27 protein-coding genes and 1 pseudogene are annotated in these 22,265 nt (G+C 41.1%); 16 read left to right on the top strand and 12 right to left on the bottom strand.

Features of this window, described 5'->3' with window-relative positions; translation table 11 throughout:
• Positions 1-74 precede the first annotated feature (74 nt).
• The 3 genes from dinB (at position 75) to vmlR (ending at position 4,105) form a co-directional block, all read left to right on the top strand.
• Positions 75-593, top strand: a complete 519-nt coding sequence (dinB, locus tag CDO84_RS02125) for a damage-inducible protein DinB (protein WP_040084041.1) — start codon at positions 75-77, stop codon at positions 591-593.
• 170 nt (positions 594-763) lie between these two features.
• Entirely contained in the window at positions 764-2,140 is a 1,377-nt protein-coding gene (locus tag CDO84_RS02120; protein WP_040084042.1) for an amino acid permease, read from the top strand.
• Between the two features lie 321 nt (positions 2,141-2,461).
• Positions 2,462-4,105, top strand: a complete 1,644-nt coding sequence (vmlR, locus tag CDO84_RS02115; RefSeq protein ID WP_040084043.1) for an ABC-F type ribosomal protection protein VmlR — start codon at positions 2,462-2,464, stop codon at positions 4,103-4,105.
• A gap of 136 nt (positions 4,106-4,241) precedes the next feature.
• Here the strand turns inward: vmlR and CDO84_RS02110 are convergent, their stop codons facing one another.
• The 3 genes from CDO84_RS02110 to CDO84_RS02100 form a co-directional block, all read right to left on the bottom strand.
• Positions 4,242-4,715, bottom strand: coding sequence for a GNAT family N-acetyltransferase (locus tag CDO84_RS02110; protein WP_040084044.1), 474 nt, complete (start codon positions 4,713-4,715; stop codon positions 4,242-4,244).
• Between the two features lie 141 nt (positions 4,716-4,856).
• Entirely contained in the window at positions 4,857-5,192 is a 336-nt protein-coding gene (locus tag CDO84_RS02105) for a DoxX family protein (RefSeq protein WP_040084045.1), read from the bottom strand.
• Positions 5,189-5,788, bottom strand: coding sequence for a TetR/AcrR family transcriptional regulator (locus CDO84_RS02100; RefSeq protein WP_040084046.1), 600 nt, complete (start codon positions 5,786-5,788; stop codon positions 5,189-5,191). The genes CDO84_RS02105 and CDO84_RS02100 overlap by 4 nt, the downstream gene beginning before the upstream one ends.
• A gap of 357 nt (positions 5,789-6,145) precedes the next feature.
• Between CDO84_RS02100 and CDO84_RS02095 the strand changes: the two genes are divergently transcribed.
• Genes CDO84_RS02095 through cotP form a run of 3 tightly spaced genes read left to right on the top strand, consistent with a single transcriptional unit; the run spans position 6,146 to position 7,118 of the window.
• Complete coding sequence (locus CDO84_RS02095) at positions 6,146-6,418, top strand: spore germination protein (RefSeq protein WP_003243854.1); 273 nt, start codon at positions 6,146-6,148, stop codon at positions 6,416-6,418.
• Between the two features lie 13 nt (positions 6,419-6,431).
• Positions 6,432-6,674 (top strand): spore germination protein, encoded by a 243-nt coding sequence (locus tag CDO84_RS02090; RefSeq protein WP_014478992.1) that lies wholly within the window; start codon positions 6,432-6,434, stop codon positions 6,672-6,674.
• 12 nt (positions 6,675-6,686) lie between these two features.
• Complete coding sequence (cotP, locus tag CDO84_RS02085; protein WP_014662972.1) at positions 6,687-7,118, top strand: spore coat protein CotP; 432 nt, start codon at positions 6,687-6,689, stop codon at positions 7,116-7,118.
• Between the two features lie 11 nt (positions 7,119-7,129).
• Here cotP and CDO84_RS02080 read toward each other — a convergent pair whose 3' ends face one another.
• Positions 7,130-7,837, bottom strand: a complete 708-nt coding sequence (locus CDO84_RS02080) for a DUF421 domain-containing protein (protein WP_014662971.1) — start codon at positions 7,835-7,837, stop codon at positions 7,130-7,132.
• A 209-nt stretch (positions 7,838-8,046) separates the two neighbouring features.
• Here CDO84_RS02080 and CDO84_RS02075 point away from each other — a divergent pair, with 209 nt between their 5' ends.
• From CDO84_RS02075 to CDO84_RS02065, 4 genes are all read left to right on the top strand, one after another.
• A complete protein-coding gene (locus CDO84_RS02075) occupies positions 8,047-8,628 on the top strand; it encodes a DUF421 domain-containing protein (protein ID WP_014662970.1) in 582 nt (193 codons plus the stop codon).
• Between the two features lie 123 nt (positions 8,629-8,751).
• Complete coding sequence (locus tag CDO84_RS02070; protein WP_014662969.1) at positions 8,752-8,982, top strand: spore germination protein; 231 nt, start codon at positions 8,752-8,754, stop codon at positions 8,980-8,982.
• A gap of 33 nt (positions 8,983-9,015) precedes the next feature.
• Positions 9,016-9,309: a hypothetical protein gene (locus CDO84_RS21540; RefSeq protein ID WP_014662968.1), complete on the top strand. Its 294-nt coding sequence runs from the start codon at positions 9,016-9,018 to the stop codon at positions 9,307-9,309.
• Between the two features lie 231 nt (positions 9,310-9,540).
• On the top strand, positions 9,541-9,777 hold the full coding sequence (locus CDO84_RS02065) for a spore germination protein (protein WP_014662967.1): 237 nt from the start codon (positions 9,541-9,543) through the stop codon (positions 9,775-9,777).
• A 171-nt stretch (positions 9,778-9,948) separates the two neighbouring features.
• Here the strand turns inward: CDO84_RS02065 and CDO84_RS02060 are convergent, their stop codons facing one another.
• The 4 genes from CDO84_RS02060 to CDO84_RS02045 all read right to left on the bottom strand — a co-directional run bounded on the left by CDO84_RS02060 (position 9,949) and on the right by CDO84_RS02045 (position 12,534).
• Positions 9,949-10,287: a thioredoxin family protein gene (locus CDO84_RS02060; protein WP_040084048.1), complete on the bottom strand. Its 339-nt coding sequence runs from the start codon at positions 10,285-10,287 to the stop codon at positions 9,949-9,951.
• Positions 10,288-10,468: 181 nt separating this feature from the next.
• Positions 10,469-10,858, bottom strand: coding sequence for a DoxX family protein (locus CDO84_RS02055; protein WP_014662965.1), 390 nt, complete (start codon positions 10,856-10,858; stop codon positions 10,469-10,471).
• A gap of 101 nt (positions 10,859-10,959) precedes the next feature.
• Positions 10,960-11,898 (bottom strand): ring-cleaving dioxygenase, encoded by a 939-nt coding sequence (locus tag CDO84_RS02050; RefSeq protein ID WP_040084050.1) that lies wholly within the window; start codon positions 11,896-11,898, stop codon positions 10,960-10,962.
• Between the two features lie 15 nt (positions 11,899-11,913).
• On the bottom strand, positions 11,914-12,534 hold the full coding sequence (locus CDO84_RS02045; protein WP_040084051.1) for a nitroreductase family protein: 621 nt from the start codon (positions 12,532-12,534) through the stop codon (positions 11,914-11,916).
• Between the two features lie 453 nt (positions 12,535-12,987).
• Between CDO84_RS02045 and mneP the strand changes: the two genes are divergently transcribed.
• From mneP to CDO84_RS02030, 3 genes are all read left to right on the top strand, one after another.
• Positions 12,988-13,881 carry a manganese transporter MneP gene (gene mneP, locus CDO84_RS02040; RefSeq protein WP_014662962.1) on the top strand — a complete coding sequence of 298 codons (894 nt, stop codon included), beginning with the start codon at positions 12,988-12,990 and terminating at the stop codon, positions 13,879-13,881.
• 114 nt (positions 13,882-13,995) lie between these two features.
• A complete protein-coding gene (locus CDO84_RS02035) occupies positions 13,996-14,808 on the top strand; it encodes a MerR family transcriptional regulator (RefSeq protein WP_040084052.1) in 813 nt (270 codons plus the stop codon).
• 90 nt (positions 14,809-14,898) lie between these two features.
• Positions 14,899-15,588, top strand: a complete 690-nt coding sequence (locus tag CDO84_RS02030; protein WP_040084053.1) for a DUF554 domain-containing protein — start codon at positions 14,899-14,901, stop codon at positions 15,586-15,588.
• Between the two features lie 254 nt (positions 15,589-15,842).
• On the opposite strand, the gene CDO84_RS02025 is transcribed toward CDO84_RS02030, so the two are convergent.
• The 4 genes from CDO84_RS02025 to azlC all read right to left on the bottom strand — a co-directional run bounded on the left by CDO84_RS02025 (position 15,843) and on the right by azlC (position 18,939).
• Positions 15,843-16,217, bottom strand: coding sequence for a Rok-like winged helix domain-containing protein (locus CDO84_RS02025; RefSeq protein WP_040084054.1), 375 nt, complete (start codon positions 16,215-16,217; stop codon positions 15,843-15,845).
• A 147-nt stretch (positions 16,218-16,364) separates the two neighbouring features.
• Positions 16,365-17,687, bottom strand: a complete 1,323-nt coding sequence (brnQ, locus tag CDO84_RS02020) for a branched-chain amino acid transport system II carrier protein (RefSeq protein ID WP_040084056.1) — start codon at positions 17,685-17,687, stop codon at positions 16,365-16,367.
• A gap of 161 nt (positions 17,688-17,848) precedes the next feature.
• Positions 17,849-18,181, bottom strand: a complete 333-nt coding sequence (locus CDO84_RS02015; protein ID WP_040084057.1) for a branched-chain amino acid transporter permease — start codon at positions 18,179-18,181, stop codon at positions 17,849-17,851.
• Positions 18,178-18,939: an azaleucine resistance protein AzlC gene (gene azlC / locus CDO84_RS02010; protein WP_080488072.1), complete on the bottom strand. Its 762-nt coding sequence runs from the start codon at positions 18,937-18,939 to the stop codon at positions 18,178-18,180. The genes CDO84_RS02015 and azlC overlap by 4 nt, the downstream gene beginning before the upstream one ends.
• 114 nt (positions 18,940-19,053) lie before the next feature.
• Here azlC and CDO84_RS02005 point away from each other — a divergent pair, with 114 nt between their 5' ends.
• From CDO84_RS02005 to CDO84_RS01995, 3 genes and pseudogenes are all read left to right on the top strand, one after another.
• Positions 19,054-20,442 carry an aminotransferase-like domain-containing protein gene (locus CDO84_RS02005; protein WP_040084060.1) on the top strand — a complete coding sequence of 463 codons (1,389 nt, stop codon included), beginning with the start codon at positions 19,054-19,056 and terminating at the stop codon, positions 20,440-20,442.
• Between the two features lie 270 nt (positions 20,443-20,712).
• Positions 20,713-20,923: pseudogene (locus CDO84_RS02000) on the top strand (DUF554 family protein); the annotation flags it as partial.
• Positions 20,924-21,118: 195 nt separating this feature from the next.
• On the top strand, positions 21,119-22,021 hold the full coding sequence (locus CDO84_RS01995; RefSeq protein WP_040084061.1) for a carboxylesterase: 903 nt from the start codon (positions 21,119-21,121) through the stop codon (positions 22,019-22,021).
• Positions 22,022-22,265 lie beyond the last annotated feature (244 nt).

The raw sequence follows: 22,265 nt of genomic DNA, 5'->3' as shown, positions 1-22,265 counted from the left end.
TATTTTATTTATGAACACCTGGAACACTCGTTCGTGTATAATAGGAGTTATAACCGTGAAAGGGGAAAATTGACATGTCAGATTTTGCACTGAAATTGTATCAATATAACATCTGGGCCAATCAGCAAATCTTCAACCGATTAAAAGAGCTTCCAAAAGAGGTATACCATCAAGACATTCAAAGTGTGTTTCCGTCGATATCCCATGTATTGTCTCATGTTTACCTTTGTGATCTCGGCTGGATTGAAGTATTTTCCGGCAAAACGATGAGCGATGCTTTGACGTTAGCTGAGCAGCTAAAAGAACAGACAGCGGCAAAAGAAATGGAGGAAATGGAAGACCTGTTTCTGAAGTTATCCGAGCGCTACACACTATTTTTACAGCAAAAAGAACAGCTCAATCAGCCCCTCCAGATTCAAAATCCCTCAGGCGGAATCATGAAAACAACTGTTTCCGAACTGATTCCCCACGTTGTCAATCACGGAACATACCACCGCGGCAATATCACGGCAATGCTGCGGCAGGCAGGATACGCATCCGCACCGACAGATTATGGGCTTTACCTGTACATGCAAAAAACTGAACAGGCATAGGAAAGCGGCTCCTACATGGAGCTGCTTTCTTTTGCTGAATAGTCCAAATCACATTAAATTTCCTTTCATATACCCTTTATAGTAAAAAAGATAGAAATTTTAGTGTTATAATAATCATTAAAAATAGATTGCTGACTCAATAATCAATTTTTAATGGAGGAACACATAAAGTGACAGACGACATGACGAAAGACAATATAAATCAGCAAACATTGCAGAGAGGCTTGAAAAACAGGCATATCCAGCTTATCGCCATCGGCGGGGCTATCGGGACAGGCTTATTTCTCGGCTCAGGCAAATCGATTCATTTTGCCGGACCGTCGATTTTATTTGCTTATATGATCACAGGAATCATTTGCTTTTTAATTATGAGATCGCTGGGTGAACTGCTGTTATCAAATTTGAACTACCACTCTTTTGTGGATTTTGTACAAGACTATCTAGGCGATATGGCAGCCTTTATCACCGGCTGGACATATTGGTTCTGCTGGATTTCCATTGCGATGGCTGATCTGACAGCCGTCGGGCTTTACACTCAATATTGGCTCCCTGGTGTGCCGCAATGGGTGCCCGGCTTAATCGCTCTTATTATTTTACTGATTATGAACCTGGCGACAGTCAAGCTTTTTGGAGAATTAGAATTTTGGTTTGCTTTGATTAAAGTCATTGCCATCTTGGCGTTAATCGTCATTGGTCTTGTGATGATTTTCAAAGGCTTTTCCACAAGCTCAGGAGTGTCCAGCTTCACAAACCTCTGGAGCCATGGAGGCCTGTTCCCGAATGGCATGCACGGGTTTATCCTCTCGTTCCAGATGGTTGTATTTGCTTTTGTCGGCATTGAGCTTGTCGGGCTTACGGCCGGTGAAACAGAAAACCCTGAAAAAGTAATCCCTAAGGCGATTAACAATATCCCTGTCCGCGTGCTGCTTTTTTATATTGGTGCTCTTCTCGTGATTATGAGCATCTATCCTTGGGATGTCATCAACCCTAGCGAAAGCCCATTCGTACAAGTATTTGTTGCGGTTGGCATCGTCGGGGCTGCAAGTATTATCAACTTTGTTGTGTTGACATCCGCTGCTTCAGCATGCAACAGCGCTGTATTCAGTACAAGCCGTATGGTTTATTCCCTGGCGAAAGATCACAATGCGCCGGAGTCAATGGCGAAACTGACTCAGCGTAAAGTGCCTAGAAATGCTTTATTCTTTTCAGCTATCGTGATTTTAATCGGTGTTACGTTAAACTACATCATGCCAGAAGGTGTATTCACCCTGATCACAAGTATTTCAACCGTATGCTTTATCTATATTTGGGGGATTACGGTCATCTGCCATTTGAAATACCGTAAAACAAGACCTGAATTAGCGAAAACAAACAAGTTTAAGCTTCCGCTTTATCCGTTTACAAATTACCTGATTCTTGCGTTCCTGGCGTTTGTTCTGGTTGTGCTGGCACTGGCACAGGATACTCGTGTTTCCTTATTTGTCACACCGGTTTGGTTTATTTTGCTGATTGTGATTTATAAAGTGAGAAAAGCGAAGCATCAATAAGATTCGAAACTCCTGCCTCAGAAATGAGAGCAGGAGTTTTTTTGATGAAAATGACCTTTGCTTTTGAATTTGAAGGTATGCTATAGTGTTTGTAATCAAAACAAGAAGGGATGATGGGTGGACAATGATTAACTAATCTTATTTTTACCGTTTGAAATCAATATTTCAAATCAGAAAAAATAGGATTAGTCTGCCCATTTTCTATATATACGACACCGCTATTTATAAAGAATAGCTTATTTGATCATGCACAGGCACGGCTAATCCTTCCAACACATTTGGGAGGATTTTTTTATTCTCCCTTTAAAGCGAGGGATATGGATGAAAGAGATTATAACATTAACAAACGTGAGCTACGAAGTGAAGGATCTGACTGTTTTTAAAAACGTAAATGCCAGTGTTCAGCAAGGAGATATCATTGGGATTATCGGCAAAAACGGCGCTGGGAAATCTACGCTGCTGCACCTTATTCACAACGACTTGGCCCCTGCACAGGGACAAATCCTTCGGGCGGATATAAAAATGGCTTTGGTCGAACAGGAAACCGCGGCGTATTCCTTTGCCAATCAGACACCTGCCGAAAAGAAGTTACTGGAGAAATGGCATGTGCCCCTTCGGGAATTTCATCAGTTAAGCGGCGGTGAAAAACTGAAAGCGCGGCTGGCGAAAGGACTCTCAGAGGATGCGGATCTGCTGCTGTTAGATGAACCGACAAACCACCTTGATGAAAAAAGCTTGCAATTTCTCATCCAACAGCTGAAACATTATAACGGCACTGTGATTCTCGTTTCTCACGATCGATATTTTTTAGACGAAGCCGCCACAAAAATATGGTCTCTTGAGGATCAGACGCTGGTTGAATTCAAAGGGAATTACTCCGGGTATATGAAGTTCCGGGAGAAGAGAAGACTCACCCAGCAGCGCGAATATGAAAAGCAGCAAAAAATGGTTGAACGAATTGAAGGACAAATGAATGAGCTCGCTTCTTGGTCGGAAAAAGCCCACGCCCAATCGACGAAAAAGGAGGGGTTTAAAGAATATCACCGGGTAAAAGCGAAGCGTACGGATGCCCAAATAAAATCCAAGCGGAAGCGGCTTGAAAAAGAGCTGGAAAAAGCAAAGGCGGAACCCGTTACCCCAGAATATAAAGTCAGCTTTTCAATTGATACAACCCACAAAACAGGAAAACGTTTTTTGGAAGTTCAGAATGTAACGAAGGCTTTTGGAGAAAGGACTCTCTTTAAAAACGCCAACTTTACGATTCAGCATGGCGAAAAGGTTGCCATCTTAGGCCCCAACGGCAGTGGAAAAACGACATTACTAAACATCATTCTGGGACAGGAAACAGCAGAAGGAAGTGTATGGGTGTCGCCGTCCGCCAACATCGGCTATTTAACGCAGGAGGTGTTTGATTTGCCTTTAGAACAAACACCGGAAGAGTTATTTGAGAATGAAACATTCAAAGCAAGGGGGCACGTTCAAAATCTGATGAGGCACTTAGGCTTTACAGCCGCCCAATGGACTGAACCGATCAAGCATATGAGTATGGGGGAGCGTGTAAAGGTCAAGCTGATGGCATATATTCTGGAGGAAAAAGATGTGCTGATTTTAGATGAGCCGACAAACCACCTCGACCTGCCGTCACGCGAACAGCTGGAAGAAACACTGTCACAATACAGCGGCACATTGCTGGCGGTTTCACATGACCGCTACTTTCTCGAAAAAACAACAAACAGTAAACTCGTCATTTCAAACAACGGCATCGAAAAGCAGTTAAACGACACTCCTTCAGAAAGAAATGAGCGGGAGGAGCTTCGGTTAAAGCTTGAGACAGAAAGACAAGAAGTGCTGGGAAAGCTCAGTTTTATGACGCCAAATGATAAAGGGTATAAGGAGTTTGATCAAGCTTTCAACGAGCTTACGAAACGGATAAAAGAGCTGGATGATCAAGACAAAAAAGACTGATGGGGAAAGTTCAAGCGGCATTGAAAAGGACAACAACTGTTGTCCTTTTTCTTTATATTTTCAAAAAGATGACTTATAGTATCCCCTATCATCGCTTCCAGATAGGCATGCTGTGTTTGGGTAACGTAGCGGCTTTTCAGCTTAGCTGTTTCCGCATACGAATATTGGTCATGGCATAGCCCATCTTCTGATAAAGATAGACGGCTGTCTCGTTGTGCGCAAACACATGAAGGGCCAGCCTTTCCACGCCAAGCTCTCTTGCTCTTTCATCAAGCGTTTGAAGCGCCAATTGAGCCAGCCCTTTTCCGCGAAAGGCTTCATACAATCCAAAGGAATAGATAAACGCTTCCTTTTGCGGATGAAACGGATCAGCATACAGCCAGAGCCAGCCCATTCTTTCCCCTTGTACATTTGTGATGTTCCAAAAATAATGATTGCTGCTGTCTCGCCCATTCGGAATCATGTTCTCATATGCCTGCTCCGATTTCTCAAGCGCCTCTTTTTCCGTCCAAGTTCCCGACGTTATGTTTTGTTTCGCATAATTTTGCACGGACATCCCGCGAAAGGCTTCGAATTCTTTCAAAGTCATGGCTTCTAAAGTTAATGTCATTCTGTACTCCTCCTTTATAAAAAAGGCCCAGCTGATGCCGGACGAATAACGCAGAAATGGAGCTCTATTTCAATTACCCGGTTAAAACCTGGGACTTTCTATTATTCAATAAGAGGAGGAGATCTCCTGCATATAGGTTTGTTACACCATGATTATCATGATAGACACAATCAAACAGATCATCGCAGGTATCGTCATAAGGACCGATTGCCGCGCTCGAAAAATATGCGCATGAATTGCTCCCGCCATGAGAACGACAAACAGCACACCTGCTCCTAACGCTGCATACCGATTCCAAATTCCCGCTGTCATAGCAAGTGCCCCGGCTATTTCAAGGATGCCAGTAATAGTCAGAAACCATAATGGATATTGATAATGCCGCCAATGCTCAACTTGAAAGGGAACGCGGCTTACCTTGATGATGCCTCCCACAAGCATAAAAACTGCCAAACTGACTTTCAAAATAATAGATATCATCTTACGTCACTCCCTTTTGGAAGCATCCCGTATATTAAGAGATTTACAACCTCTGCTGCGAGGCTTGCCGAATCTTTGATTCCGGTTAACAAAAAGGAATCGGTTAAATGTTCAATCATGCCGATCAAACATTCAGCGACCGTTTCCATGTCCAGCTCGGAGTGAAAATAGCCAAGCCGCTGTTCTGCTTCTAGGTTTTCTTTCAAAACCATCGCCAAGTCTTTTTTCATTTGTTTCGCTTCCGGGTTGAGAAAAAAGCCGATCCTGGTTACATCCTTGTCTTCAGCCAGACATTGAAAAACAGTTTCCACAGCAGACAGCACCCGTTTTGTCACACCCTCCGTGTGTAATCCGTTTTCCAGAAGAAGTGACTCTGTCAGCTTTCTTACTCGGGAGTGAAAATCGGTGATTAACTCCTCAAAGATGGCTTCTTTGCTTTGAAAGTACAGATAAAATGAAGGCTGTGTGAACCCAGCTTTTTTTACAATCTCACTTATCTTCGTGTCATGGAATCCCCGAATCGAAAATTCATTAGCGGCAGCTTTGAGTAATCGTTTTCGGCTTTCTTCTCCTTTACGTCCTTTTTTACTTTCCAACGAGGACCACCCCCCAAAAATAATACTCACGAGTAATGTTATTCATGAGTATTATTTCATGTCATTAGCTTCCTTGTCAATGATTTCAAACTGATCTTGTTTGCCAGCTTCCTTTATTAAAGAGCCTCATGTATTTCGAATAACTCAATCAATTCATTGATTCCTATATCAATGGCTTTTCATTCACTGATAAGTATTTGCTGAATAGATTGACATTCAGGCTGTGACAAACTTTATTCTTTTTTTTCTAACGAGCATCACTCCGGGGCCAGATAGAGTTTTGCCAGCAAATGCAAGGAACAATTGGGTGCAGCGGCGCATAATGTACTGTACAGAAAGATGGAAGGGTGTGATGGGATGCCGTCTACAGTAATCAACCTATATTATTTGAAGATCAACAGTATTTCGGGCAATGGTTCAATTACAATAGGCGAAGCTGCTTATAACAGCCCTACCAACAATCAAAAATCTCAAGGGACCAATTCTTCTTTCGGTGATACCTCACCTACAGAATCGGTTATGGAAAACTTCTTAAACGATCCTGATGTAAATGACCAGACATCTATCGGCAACTCTGATACATCCAATGTTAATGCTCCTCCGATTGCACCACCGCCAATTTTAGATTAAAGGGGTTTCGTCTATGCCATATCAAATTAACATCGCAAATATTAAGATCAACGGCGTCACGCAAAACGGAAATATAGATGTCGGTCCGACTGTGCACAACAGCCATACTGCGAACAGCAAATATTTTGGAGCAAACTTTTCCTTAGGGGATCTTTCGCCTACGTCTTCACTTTTGAACACTGGAAATATTGATTCAGACGTTAGTGACCAAGACCAAATCGGAAACCCTTCTGCGCCGATTGCAAATCAAATTTAAGGAGAATCTCATATGGATTTCGAAAAAATTCGAAAGTGGCTTGAGATTACGAATGAATATAAACAAAGTGACTTTTGGACAAATGTGCTCAAGTATAAAGCCCCGGAACATTTTTTTGATTCCGAAGCTTCTACGTTTGTTTACGACTTTTATCAAGATGAAGAATATAATTTTATCATTGTGGAAATGCCCGGTGTGTATGAGGAAGAATTAACAATCCGCTTATTATCTAAAACCCAGCTGTTGATCAAAGGAACGCTCACGCCTGTTTTTCCAGACGAAATGGTGGTGCTGCGTGAACGGTATTACGGAGAAATTGAGCGAACCATTCAGCTTCCTGAAGCCACCGAATCTCATTTATTACAAATTCAGCTGTTAAACGGGCTTCTCCACATTTCGTACCCAAGACAAGTCGAAACCATCCCGTTGCAAAAAGGGCTTTAAGATGGTTCCTTTCATTCCTTATCCACAGGGGCTGATATATGGTCTTTATATTGATCCACATAAATATCCCCATTACCAAGCAGCACTGCGTATACGGTCTCTTTCACCTTTATGTCTCTTTTTCGCAATTCTTCCAAAAGCCAGGATTCTGTCAATCGATTCTGCTGTAAATTATTCTGAATGATTTCTCCGTCCATAATAAGCTCTATCGGAAGCCTGTGTTCTTGGTTTACCGCAATCATTAAATCCTGTTTGGTTACATGCCGGAATTGCGGTTTTCTTAACACAGTCAGCTGACCATTCGTTTCAAGGATTGCAAAAAGTACTTCTTCGATATTAAATATTTCTTTTTCACGTAATTGCTGATTTAAATAATCAAGTGTGTAACGCATTTTCCTCATATTCGATTCAAGTATCTTCCCGTTTTGAATCAGCACTGTAGGATCTCCGGCAAAAAATTTTCTCAGCTTCCTGTTCTTTATCGACAGGAACGAAATCAAAAAAATGGTTAGCACAAAAATACTAAAAGAAATGGCCATATTGTGCGGTTTTATTGAAGTATTGTAAGCTAATCCGGCAGCAATCGCCCCTAATGTGATCGCCGCAATAAAATCAAAAATCGTCATTTGAGAAATTGTCTGTTTGCCTAAAATCCGTTCTGCGATTAACAGCAATCCAAAGCTGGCAATCGTTCTAATGACAACTTCTAGTTCAATCATGTTATGGCGCTCCCCGCTTCCCAGATTGTGTTGGCCAAAAAACTCCTGCCTATATCATTGTTGGGCTTAATATATCCCATCTACCCCAAAAATATTGTTCGGTTTAGAGCAGAATGAACCGGCTGCCTTTCGGATATATTAAATTGCGATTGGCCAGAAGGAAAGCCAATCCCAGGACAAATCTAATTCCTCATTGGTCAGGTGGTAGCATGAAGTTCACTTGGGAATCCCTTGTTCTCATTGTAGCCGGGGTCATTTTGCTGAGAATTTCAGGAAGGAAATCAATTGCACAAATGACGTCAACTCAAACGGTTGTCATGATTTCGATCGGAACGATTATCGTTCAGCCAATCATCGAGTACAGCCTCTTCAAAACATTAATTGCAGCGGCAATTTTCACAAGCACACTCATCGTTATGGAATGGATCCAAATGAAATCGAACATCATTGAAAAGATGTTAACCGGAAAAGCAAAAATCGTCATTGAAAACGGACAGCTTCATATCGAAAACTTAAAGAAGATGAGACTTACAGCTGACCAGCTTGAAATGCAGCTAAGGCTTCACGGCGTTACGGCTATACAAGATGTTAAAATAGCGACATTAGAGGCCAACGGGCAATTAGGAATTGAATTAACTGATGACGCCAAGCCTTTAACAGTCAGGGATTTGAAAAAACTCATTCACCCCGATTTCATAAATAAGGATGGACAAGCCCAGTCTGGCAATCAGAATATTTTTGATGAAGTTGGTAAAAAAAATAAAAAAAACGTCCCTAAAAAGCTGCATTAACAAAAGGCGCTTGTGGCATTTTGCAGGTTTTTGTCTCTTACTGAAAGTTTTTGCCGTTTTGTTTAAGCAACTGCTGCTCACACACCATATTGTATAAACAGTCATAACGGAGAGGAGAGATGAATGATGAAATGCCCAGTTTATATTCATTCGATATCCGGGAACAGCGTTTTTAATAACGGATTTGCAGTTTCCATCAGCCCGTTCTCTGTGTCTAAAACAACGGAGGGTTCCGGTGGGAGTAATACAGGTTTGGTTTTTGAATCCAATACTTTAAGCCAAACAAGCTCCGCCAATCAAGCCCAAAATGTAACATATGCGATCCAAGAGCTGCTTTCCAAGCTTTTAGCGTAAAAATTAAGAAATAAACACTTCATGAGGTGCCATATGGCTTTTCCAATTATTCATACAAACTTTTGGGATGCTGTGATAGCCATTCCAATCATCATAGTGATAACCCAAATCCTCAAAATATTATTGAAAATCCCCAAAACTTTTGTGCCATCGGTTGCTTTAATAATAGGTCTTGTCATTTCTGTTTTCATAAGCCATCGACACAGCCTCTTTTCCGGCGTGTTTATGGGCTGGTTTTATGGCTACGCCGCTATAGGCTCCTACTCATCATTAAAAACGACCATCTTATCCTTCAGGCAAACGAAAAACGATACATCAAATTCATAGATGACATATAACGATCTGCCGCCTCTTTATCAGGCGGCTTTAATTCTGCTGATAGGTTTGAATGCTGGTACGATCATCTTCAAAAGAGCTCCTCATTCACTCGCTTAAAGAAGCACTATTATTTTTACCATTATGTTGATGCAATGAAATAAAAACGAAATATCATAGAAGTAAATAGACTGCCAGCGTCCTCTATGACATCTACTTCTGAATGAAAGGAGCTTTTGAAGCATGCGATCTCAAATCAACATCTCAAATCTCACGATAAATGGGATGACACAAAACGCCAATACAGATATCGGACAAAACTTGCAAAACAGCCATACTGCGAACAGCAAAAACTACGGTGTCAATTTCACATTAGGAGATTACTCTCCTTCTAATTCCATTATTATTTCAGCAAGTTGTGATAATGATACAAGTGATCAAGGGCAGAATGATAACCCTTCTTCACCTAGTGAAGAATAACATGATGCACAAAAAAAGAACTCATATGAGTTCTTTTTTAATCGTTTGTCTCGTTTGATATGATGCTTCTTTTCTGAAAAGCTCGATGGTGTGAGTGCTGAGGATATGATAAAGTGAGGAGTACTAATATGCTGATGGATTCATGATGACCAATATAAATGTATAAACCCTTTATTCGCCTTCATATAATCGATAAACCCTATCCAGCTTTTGTTCAAGCTGTTCAAAATGAACAAAGCGGGCTTCTCTCAAATACTCAGTCCCATCAATGAACAAAAGAAGCACGGGAACAGTAAAGACTGAAAATTTGCCGGCAACCTCTGCTACATCGTCAGCATTGACATGCCCCAATTTGATGTTTGGAAACTGATCCAATACTATTCTAAGCTGCGGCAGAACTGCGTGACATACTGTACAGCCAGGCCTTGATATATAGATAAAACTGAATTGGTGCTGTTTGATAAAATGATCTATAGAATCTAATGAATGTAATGCTGTCATTTCTTTCATCCATTTACTCCTTCAAATAGGTCTGCCTTTCATGACCAAGCTAATATATACCATTCACTATACAGATTTATATTTAGTATTTCCGCTTTTTTGCTTTGCATATCACCTGCAAGCTTGCCGAAAATGTAAATACAAAAGAACAGTTACTGCATGACAGTAACTGTTCTGATTTACTTTCGTATTAAAAATGCAAAGCGTAAGCTCCTGAACCGATGAGTGCAACCCCTATGGAGACGGCAATGAGCACCACGTTATATTCAAAACCGCCGGCGCCATTCGCAAAGCCTTTCGCTCCATGAACTTTTACGATCGCACCTAGCATAATGATTGTGATGATAGCAGCTCCAAGCGGGAGGAACACACCTAAAATAAATAGAATTCCGCTTACTAACTCCCCAAGGCCTGACAGAGCGGCCGCAGCGTTACCTGGTTTTACCCCAATTGATTCGAACCATTGTCCGGTCCCTTTAATTCCGTATCCCCCAAACCAGCCGAATAATTTTTGTGTGCCATAAAACAGAAACACCACACCAATCATAATCCGAATAAGCAACAGTCCTGCATCTTCCATTTTTATCTCTCCTCATCTTTGATTTCATCTGATTCTTTGCTGCGATACCATCCAGCAATCATCAATTGAATATATGTTTCTTTATTTTTTTATGTGTCAAATCAATCTAATTCTCTTACTTCAAACGGCAGCAGCCCTTGTTCAATTTGTGCCCGATGCGGTTCATATTGCACAGGCAGCATCAATTTTCCGCCCATTGTTTCGTGTGATTCATCATGGGCAAAGCCCGGTGGATCAGTTGCGATTTCAAACAGAATTTCCCCGTGTTCCCTGAAGTAAATGGCATTAAAATAATTTCTATCCCGAACAGGAGTTACACCGTATCCGTGAGAAGCAATATGTCTTTGCCAATCTAATTGATCTTGGTCATCACTAGCCCGCCAAGCAATGTGGTGCACCGTGCCGGCTCCCATTTGACCGCGGCCAATAGACGTTAACTTAAGGTCAATCACATTTCCGATATCACCGGCAGAACGATAACGAATGAAGTCTCCTTCCCTGCCGACTCGTTCCAGCCCCATAATGTTTTCCAATAGCTCCGCGGTTTTGTCAGGCTGCGCTGATAATAAGGTTGCGCCCCCAAAACCTTTAATGGCAACATCAGGCGTTACATCTCCGAAGGTCCACGTGTTAGCCTCTCCTTCTTCTCTTTCCACGATTTCTAAGTGCAGGCCATGAGGATCATCAAACTCAACATATTGTTCTCCAAAGCGCTCGATTTTGGTGTATGGAATGTTGAACTTTTCTAGTCTCTTTTCCCAAAATGCCATAGCCCCCTTCGGCACGACATATGACGTTACGCCAACTTGGCCGTCTCCAATGACGCCTTGGCGGGCTCCAGCCCACGGAAAGAAAGTGATGATTGTTCCCGGCTCCCCGCCCTCATTTCCAAAATAAAGATGATACGTACCTGGATCATCAAAATTGACAGTTTGCTTGACCAAACGAAGCCCAAGCACTCCTGCATAGAAATCTGTGTTCTCTTGAGGATGGCCGACAATCGCTGTAATATGATGAATTCCCATTGTTTTTTTAGCCATTTTTATCTGCTCCTTTTACATATACTCAACAAACTCATTCACAGGCTTACGGTAGCCGCGCGGCCTTCTGCTCTCTGTTTTTTCTTTCCCAATTGTAATCATCATGACAACCTCAAACTGGTCATCTATGTTCAAAATCTGTTTCACGGCTTCCGCATCAAAGCCGATCATCGGGCAGGTGTCCCAGCCTTTTTCTTTAGCACTCAGCATAAACATCATCGCAGAAAGTGAAGCGTTCCTTATCGCCTCATCTCTCTTAAATTGCTCTCCCCTGTTTTCATAAAACGAAACGGTGTCTTGAACCATATGGTCATACTCTTGCTTATTTAATACCCCTAACACCTTTAATCCTTCATAGATGTCAGCCGCTTGCTGATATGCCTGTTTATCCCCTAATACCAAAAGAACCGCAGATGAGCTAAACACTTTATATTGTCCGTTTGCGGCCTGTTTCAGCTTTTCTTTTACATCCGGGTCTAGAACCGTCACATATTTTGTATGCTGCAAATTAAAAGCCGATGGTGCCAATGCAACCAATTCAAACATCTCATTGAGGTCTTCTTTTGTGATTGGATGACCTGAAAGAAAATTGCTTGCAGATCTTCTTTCATTGACTAACTGTGTAAATTCAGCCATTACGATACACTCCTTTTTATCTCGAATTCGAGATATTATTCTATAAAAAATCTCATTGAATTTTTAAAAAAGAACTGACTGCGATTGGACCTTGATCGTTGATCTTATTAACTTAATATCTCTAATTAAAATATCTTGAATATGAGATAATAGTAAAATACAGATCATCTAATGTCAACAGTTTTTTATAACAGATGGAATTTTTCCGCTGAAGGCAGCATTATTATCGCCACTCCTTGTTACATGAGAACTCATTTGTTTGCAGTATGAGCTTTTAGCACAGCTCCAACTTTTTTTCTGTTACCTTATTTATTAGTAACCAGGAAACAACGTTGCTATAGACCCACTCGAAATTGAATTGGTATGATAAGCAAAGTGATTACACAGAAAAGGATACGGAGAGCGTCTAAAGAGCACTCCTATTTTTTTTGTGCAGTTTTATAGGAGGAAAAAATGGCAAGTGAAAGAGAACAAATCAGCAGAAAAGTTGCTTTGATTGCATTGATCGCCAATCTGATCCTAATGGCAGGAAAGGTCTTTTTTGGACTAATAGGCGATAGTGAAGCCGTTTTTGCAGACGGAATCCATTCTGCGGCAGATGTCGTTGCTTCGATTGCGGTCTTGGCAGTGATCGGCATTTCCAATAAACCGCCCGATCAAGACCATCCTTTTGGGCACGGAAAAGCAGAAGTCATTAGTGAGGCTATTGTAGGAATAATCTTAGTGATCGTATCCGTTTATATCCTCATTGAAGCGATTCTGTCCTTTGTTAAAGGGCCAAGCGTTCCCCAATACAGCGCATTATTTGCGGCTCTTATTTCGTACGTGGCTAAGGAAATCTTATATCGTTATTCTATCAAGCAAGGGGAAAAATGGAACAGCAAAGCGATTATAGCCATTGCATACGATCATAAAGGCGATATCGTTGCCTCCCTTGCCGCTTTTATCGGCGTCCTATTGGCTATCATCGGAAACACACGCGGCTGGTCCTATCTGTTGTACGCCGATGCAATAGCCAGTGCAATCGTTGCTTACCTCATTTTTAAGATTTCTATGGAATTAATCAGGCCGTCTGTTGATGTGCTTATGGAAAAGAGCGTTGACCCCAAACTGATAGAGGAATATAAAGCTGTTATTTTTCAATGTGATCAGGTAAAACGAATCGATAGAATCCGCGCGAGAGAACACGGCCACTATAAATTGCTTGATGTCCGTCTATCTTTGGATCATGATTTGACAATTAAGCAGGGACATGACATTGCCCGCGAAATTCGAAATGAAATCAAAAGACAGTTTTCCGATGTTGAAGAAGTGCTCATCCATGTGAATCCTTATTTCGAAGAATGAAAAGCTCCTTTTGAAAAGGAGCTTTTGCTTTATGCTGTTAAACTTTCCCTTTAGAACTCGCTGTACTATATAATATGGATGTATATCAATCATAGGGACAGAAAGGTTGTTAGAATGAAGGAATTTTTTTCGATTGGGGAAGTGTCAAAGTTATTCAATGTGAAAATCTCTGCTCTTAGGTATTATGATGAAATCGGTCTTTTGAAGCCGGAATATAAAGACGAGCAAACGAACTATCGATATTATTCCACCCAACAGTTTGAGCGGCTGGATACCATCAAGTATTTGAGGGCCTTAGGCCTGCCAATCCATAAGCTGCTTGATTTTTATAACTCTCAAAATACAAATACCCTTCTTCATCTACTAAAAAGCCAGCAAGCTGAAATTGACCGCAAGAAGAAAGAATTAGAACGCATTGAACGAAAGATCTCCCGCCGCATCACACATATAGAAGATGCCGTTAACATGCCGTTACATCACATTTCAAAAATCAAACTTCCCGCAATTCGTGTGGCTTATTTACAGCATGAATATGTTCTCGGCCATGATATCGAACATTCGTTAGCAGAATTGAGAACCCACCTGAATGTGAACGAAGATATATTTATAGGCAAAATCGGTTTATCCATTTCAGCAGCAAATGTGAAGGCAAAACAGTTTGACAAATATTCCAGTATATTTATGATTCTTGAAGATGAAAATGAAAAAACTTCATCAGAAATCATTTTCCCTTCAAGAGAATATCTGCAAATTAGGTTTAGAGGGTCACACCCAGAAGCCGAACCCTACTACAAAACATTACTGGCGTATATGGAAGAGCATCATTATGAGGTAGCAGGAGATTCTATCGAAATCACACTCATTGATTATGGCATTACGAATAACCTAGACAATTATGTGACTGAAATCCTCTTGCCCATCAAATAATCTTATGAATATGTTTTTGATCTCCCTTGACTCTCTACTAACTAGAGGGTTTATTTTTTATGCAGGAATCATTATTGGAGGAGAAAGCTTATGTTTGGAACGATTTTTAACACAGTGATGATCATTGCGGGAAGCATAATCGGGGGGATATTCAAAAAAGGCATTAAAGATGAATACCAGGATATTTTGATGCAGGCAATGGGATTCGCTGCAGTCGCACTGGGGATCAACGCCGTTACACAGCATTTGCCTGATAGTAAATACCCCATTCTTTTCATCGTGAGTTTAGCCATTGGAGGTTTGCTTGGCCAGGTCATTAACCTGGAATTACGATTCAACAAGCTGGTGAACAAATTTTCTAAAAGCAATTTAGCGGAGGGGTTATCAACTGCGATCTTATTATTTTGTATAGGCTCGCTGTCAATATTGGGTCCTGTTGAAGCCGCTTTGCATGGAGATTATACGTACCTTCTTACAAACGGTATGTTAGATGGGATCACCTCCATTGTGCTCGCCTCGACTTTTGGTTTTGGAATAGCGGCAGCTGCCATTGTATTGTTTGCTTGGCAGGGCTCCATCTATTTATTTGCTAAAGTAATGGAGAGCGCAATCAATACAGACCTTATTAACGAAATTACTATTGTGGGTGGCATACTCATCCTCAGTTCAGGTCTAAGCATTCTTGGAATCAAGAAGTTCAAAACACTGAATCTGCTGCCTTCCCTGTTGATCCCTCCTGTTGTGATTTTTGTGATTCAATCATTTGGATTGCATTTTTAACAAATCGGCATCAATTAAGCGAAAATCATGAATGCCGGCCATGTTTTATTACTTGAACAGACGGAGAATGGTCATATGGGCGTCAATTCATTCATCACAATCTTTGCGATCGTCTTTGTACATAAACCGATCGATGGCCGGCAGTTCACAACAAAAATACCAAGGTCGTCAAGATCCTTGGTATCATGCTGAACATGCGCTGTGTTTCTGTCTCTGATCTACATTTGTAATGCTGAGTCTTTGATACCATGCATTCAAATCACAATGTACTGCCCTCTATAAGGCTTTCTCACCTCGGGGTGTGTTTTCATCAAAGTATTCATAAATGATGTCATATTCGAAATGTGTACGCCGGTTTCCTTTTCAATCCTTCTTTTCAAATCGATACTGCTCATTGGCTGATTCTGCTGCTTTAATATGTGTAATGCTGCTTCACGGGAGGCTTTTGATTCAGCTCTGCCCTGCCTTCTTTTTTTCTTTTGGATTGGTTTTGATGTTACGCGATATGTCTTTACATCATTTGCAGCTTGCTCCATGAACGCAACTTGAGATGGGCTCGTCTTTGATCGTTGTAGCTGAAACTCACGAAGGATCGATCTTTCGTGTTTATCTATGTGTGCTAATCTCATACACAAAGCTTCTCCCCCCAATTAAGCAGGCGGAAAAGAGCTTTATTCCACCTGCAGATCTGAGTCATTGTTCAACTCTTTAGAACACGGATCAGGGAAATCACCATCTATGAAGGTGAGTGGTTCTATCGGCCCTACAGCGCTAAATCATGATTTTTTTACTCGGTACATACTCAGTATATAGCCGCCTATCCCCCCTGCAATGGCTGGAATAAGCCACCCAAGCCCTATGCTGTACATAGGAAGAACCTGAGTGAAAACGCGATTCACGACTTCAATTTTTATCCCAGCTGCATTCAAACCGTCAAATAGGCTGATGATAAACGTGAACAGTAAGCTCCCCTGATACACTTCAGCCTTCCCTTTAAATACAGAGTGCAAAAACGTTAAAAATATTAAGGAAATCGCGATTGGATACATCGTCATTAAGACAGGCTTGGACACCTTAATGAGCTCTGTTAATCCTATATTTGCAACAAGTGTGCTAAACACCGCTAACATCACAGCTATTTTTTTATAAGAAATGCCCGGAAATAATTCATGAAAAAACGAAGAACACGCTGTGATGAGTCCGACACTTGTCGTCAAACATGCTACCGTAATCATTAAACCCAATAAAATAGAACCATAGGATCCAAAATAATAGGATGAAACCTTAGCCAAAACCTCGGCCCCATTTTCTAAAAGCCCCAGCTTTTCAACGCTGGAGGCCCCCATATATGAAAGGGAAGTATAGATAAGGGCTAAAAGTGTCGCAGCAATCGCGGTGGCTTTTGCACAAATGATGATCAGCTGTTTTTTGGTGGCTGCCCCTTGTTCTTTCATTGCATTCACCACAATGATTCCAAAAACGAATGCTACAAGGGCATCTAGTGTAAGGTATCCCTCCTGAAAGCCTTTAAAAAACACATGCGATGTATACCCTTTTGATGGCGCTTGAATGGTTCCAATTGGATGAACAAGAGCTACCACTACAAGCAAACCGATAAATGTCAATTTAATTGGTGTTAAAACTTTTCCGACCACATCCACTATTTTTGTGGGATTAAGTGATAACAGACATGCAACTGTAAAAAACAATATTGTAAATATGATCAATGAAACAGGGCCTGCATCATCTGATAAAAAAGGTTTCACTCCAATTTCAAACGATACGTTCCCCGATCTTGGGATAGCGAAAAAAGGCCCGATGGCCAGATAGAGAATCGTTGTAAACACAATGCCAAACACCGGATGCACACGGCTGGCTAACGATTGTAAATTATCTTTACCTGAAAAAACAAATGCAGTCATTGCCAGCAGCGGCAAGCCGACTCCTGTCACCAAGAAACCCGCATTGGCAATCCATACATTTTTTCCAGCCATTTGCCCAAGCATAGGCGGGAAAATGAGATTTCCCGCCCCAAAAAACAATGCAAATAGCATTAGTCCTATAATGATGATATAGGAAGCAGACACTTTTTTTGACATGATAAATCCTCCGAATAAAGTAGACACCTCTTGAATGGCAAGGAAACACTACAGATGCTATATACATTGGCACGGTGCTGAGTCCAAAATAAGATTGTGTCAATTTCATTAATTTTTAAAAAGTTCAATAAAAGTTTGATCATTGATCGTTCCCCATACGGTTAAAAAACCAATTGTACCATAGCCATATAAACAACGGTTCCCCCCGCTATAGAAAGTAGCATATTTTTTTTCCAAAAGTGAAGCAGTGCAACTGCAGCTGCTCCAATCAATTCAGGAATACCGTGACTCCCAGAAAGTAGACTCACGTCTTTAAAACAATAAATAACCAGAAGCCCGATTACCGCTGATGGCAGCACCCTGCCCAAAAATTGTATGTATTTCGGCGTCGGTTTCCCAGACGGGAAAATCATGAATGGAAGGAACCGTGTCAGCATTGTGCCAAGCACGACCATAGCAACGGTAATGATTTGCTGCGTTATACTCATCGTCATACAGAAACCTCAGCTTTCTCTAATGGTTTTCTCAGAACAGTAAGTATCCCTAAAATGGCGAGCATAGCAGGAATAATGAAATGGTTTCCGCCAAAAATGATAAGGCTGGCAGCTGAAAGCCCAAGGCCTGCGAGAGCACTGTGATGTTTTTGCTCTTTCATCCACTGCTCAATGAAGATCACAATAAAGAGGGCGGTCATCACAAATTCAAGCCCTTCGGTATTAAATTTCACATACGATCCAAAAATACCGCCTATCGCTGCTCCCGCGACCCAATATAAATGATTAAGCAATGTCACAAAAAACATAAACCAGCCCTTGTCAACATTCGCCGGAACATTAGCGGTATAATTGATAGAAAATGATTCATCGCACATCCCGAAGATCAAATAAAGCTTTTTCTTTCCAGTCCCCCTGTACTTATCCAACATGGAAATTCCATAAAACAAATGTCGGGCATTGATCATCAACGTCAAAAAAAGGGCATTCAACGGATTGAACGCGCCCAGCAAGAAATGGGCGGCAACAAACTCCATTGATCCTGCAAATATAATAAAACTCATGATGATCGGATAAATTGCACTAAACCCTATAGAATGCATAAAGATTCCATAAGCAATTCCCAAAAATAAAAATCCGGCAAAAATCGGAATCGTATACGGGAAGGCCGAACGAAATGCAGCCCCTATTTGAGTTCTTTTTGTCATAAGATTCACACCTTGCAACATTTTTATTTTAAAGTACCATATTAAATCCATACAACAAACAAGATAATTGTATGGATTACAATTATCCTTTGTATCATAATAGAGAAAACTTGCTGCACTCCTTTTAAAAACCATTCATGGAAAACGAAACAATAGAGGTGGATTATGCCGGTCAATTCATTCGACAATTACCCAATGTCTTGGAAGCCAGAAAGAGAGGCGTTAAAGCGGCCTTTCTATGAATCAATCGCTGCACTGCTTGAATACGATATCAAAAATGGTTTTTTGGCACCGGGTACAAAGCTCCCGCCCCAGCGAGAATTGGCTGACTTTCTTGACTTAAACTTCACTACAATTACCCGAGCCTATAAAGTGTGTGAGGTAAAGGGGCTGATATATGCGGTCACCGGAAAGGGAACCTTTGTTTCTCCTAGCGCCGCTCGTTCAATTACGATTTCTAAAGATAAAATCACCAACTGTATCGATCTTGGTTTAGTCGCCTCTTTTGAAGAAACCAATCAAATTGTAACGGAAGTGATTCAACAGGTTGCGAGTAAACATTACGTAAAACAGTTACTCAATTACAATGATCCAACAGGCATTCCGCATCAAAAAACAGCAGGGCTAAACTGGATGAAATCGTTTGGCATTCAAACTGACCAAGACCATATCTCAATTGTTTCCGGTGCCCAAAATGCGTTGGCCATTTCATTGGCTGCACTGTTTGAGCCAGGGAATCGAATTGCCACTGACTTATACACGTACTCAAACTTTATTGAACTTGCAAAAATGCACCACATTCAGCTAGTGCCGATTCCCGGAGATGAGTATGGAATGCTGCCGGACGAACTAGAAAAGCAATGTACTCAACTCAACATTCATGGCATTTTTTTGATGCCTTCTTGCTGTAACCCAACTACTGTTATGATGTCGAGTGCCAGAAAGAAAGAAATCGCGGCAGTGATCCGCAAGCATCGTTTATTATTGATTGAGGACGATATTCATGCGTTTATGACCGCAGGCTTGATTTCTGATTATCAGGAGCCCATGTTCAACTTGCTCCCAGAACAAAGCGTATATATTTGCAGCACCTCTAAGTCAATCTGTTCAGGATTAAGAGTGGCCTATATGGTCTATGGAGATGCCTTGGGCGAGAAAATCCATCAGGCGATGTTCAACATTAATGTAAAAACGTCTTCTTTTGATGCAGAGGTCATAACAGAACTGATCTTATCAGGAAAAGCGCACGATATTGTTTCTCAAAAAAAACAGCTTGCCCAGTCGGCTAATGATATGTTTGCAGAGTTTTTTCCTGAAACAGAGGTGAATGGACATCCTCTCAGCTTTTATCGATGGCTTTCCATCAATGATGATACCGATGCGTTACAGCTGGAAACGGATTTGAAGAAACATGGAATCCGCGCATTTCATTCTGATCGCTTCCTGAGCGGGTCTGCCACTCCTCATAAGCATTTGCGTGTTGCGCTTTCTTCAACAGAATCATTAGACGAGTTGAGAATAGGATTAGAGAGATTGAAACATTATCTCGGCTAACTTGATCAAACACACCCTATACCGCTTGATGTCCTCTACCTGCGTAAAAACAAAATGGCGGCTTCACCTTCTAAATACGACCACATTGAGTGGCCATAGAATCGCCTACAACATGATCAGGCAATGAACGTGAAGAAAAAAGCAGATCATAAAAGATCTGCTTTTTAAAAGGAGCTTTTTCATTATGCCGCAAACTTTACCTTTGGAACTCACTGTACTATTTAATGTGAATGTATAAATCATATGAACAGAAAGGTTATTAGAATGAAGGAATTACGATTCAACAAGCTGGTGAACAAAGCAATTTAGCGGAGAGTTTATCAACTGCGATCCTATGATTCTGTATCGGTTCGCTGTCAATTTTAAGCCCTATTGAAGCCGCTTTGCATGGAGATTATCATACCTCCTGACTAACGGAATATTATATGGGATCACCTCCATTGTGCTCGCTTCAACTTTTGGTTTTGGAATTGCTATGGCGCTCCCAAAAAGGAGGTTAATATTCTGTTATATTGATTTTCAATAATCTGTCCCAATCATTTTATTTCCTTTTTATCTTGGATTTGACGTCGAATAACCTCTGTATTATATTGTAAATAAATTCTGTTATATCAAAATCAGACTCCCCATCACGAAACGGCACATTCATTTAAACAAAATTGAGAGGGGCACTTGTATGTCAAACCATTCATCTAGTATTCCCGAATTAAGTGACAGCGGTATCCGCTATTATCAAACTTATAATGAAAGCCTTAGTCTTTGGCCGGTCCGCTGCAAATCATTCTACATATCCACTCGTTTTGGACAAACCCATGTGATTGCTAGCGGGCCAGAGGATGCCCCGCCGCTTGTATTACTCCACGGAGCATTATTCAGCTCCACGATGTGGTATCCCAACATCGCCGATTGGAGCAGCAAATACAGAACTTATGCAGTTGATATCATAGGTGATAAAAACAAGAGTATTCCTGAGAATCTAAGCGGTACGAGAACGGATTACGCCAATTGGCTTCTTGATGTGTTTGACAATCTGGGGATCGAAAAGTCCCACATGATCGGACTTTCGCTTGGCGGTCTCCATACGATGAATTTCCTTTTACGTATGCCTGAGAGAGTAAAAAGCGCAGCTATACTGAGTCCGGCAGAAACATTTTTGCCATTTCATCACGATTTCTACAAATACGCTCTTGGCCTTACAGCTCCAAATGGAGTTGAAACATTCTTACATTGGATGATGAATGATCACAGTGTGCTGCACCCGATTTTTGTGAAGCAGTTTCAGGCAGGGGTAATGTGGCAGGATGGATCAAGAAATCCAAATCCTAAAGCCGACGGATTTCCGTATGTATTTACCGATGAGGAATTACAATCAGCAAGAGTCCCTATTCTATTATTACTCGGTGAACATGAAGTCATCTATGATCCCCACTCAGCCCTGCACCGAGCCTCTTCATTCGTTCCTGATATTGAGGCGGAAGTCATTAAAAATGCCGGACATGTTTTATCGATGGAGCAACCCGCATACGTAAATGAACGTGTAATGCGTTTTTTTAATGCAGAAAAAGACATTTCACAATAAGTGCTTATTAAGATAGTGATTCGCATTCATAAAGAACTGCAATATGCTTCTAGCCAGCCATTTCAAAAAATAGAGTCTCTCTCATGGACTCTATTTTTTACACATCATTTTGTTTTTGCATTTATATCATGATCGATTGGACAAGACCCAGAACTGGTTTTGTGTGCTTGTTTCATTTGCATTTTTTACAGATCAGTTTTAAATTCCTTAATTTTCAAAAAGGATTCTCAAGATCCTTGGCATC

Origin of the sequence: Bacillus sp. MD-5 (genome assembly GCF_002201875.1) — a bacterium.
Taxonomy (GTDB): Bacteria; Bacillota; Bacilli; order Bacillales; family Bacillaceae; genus Bacillus; species Bacillus stercoris.
Note: the sequence above shows the minus strand (reverse complement) of the source record. Positions and strands in the feature narration are given on the sequence as shown.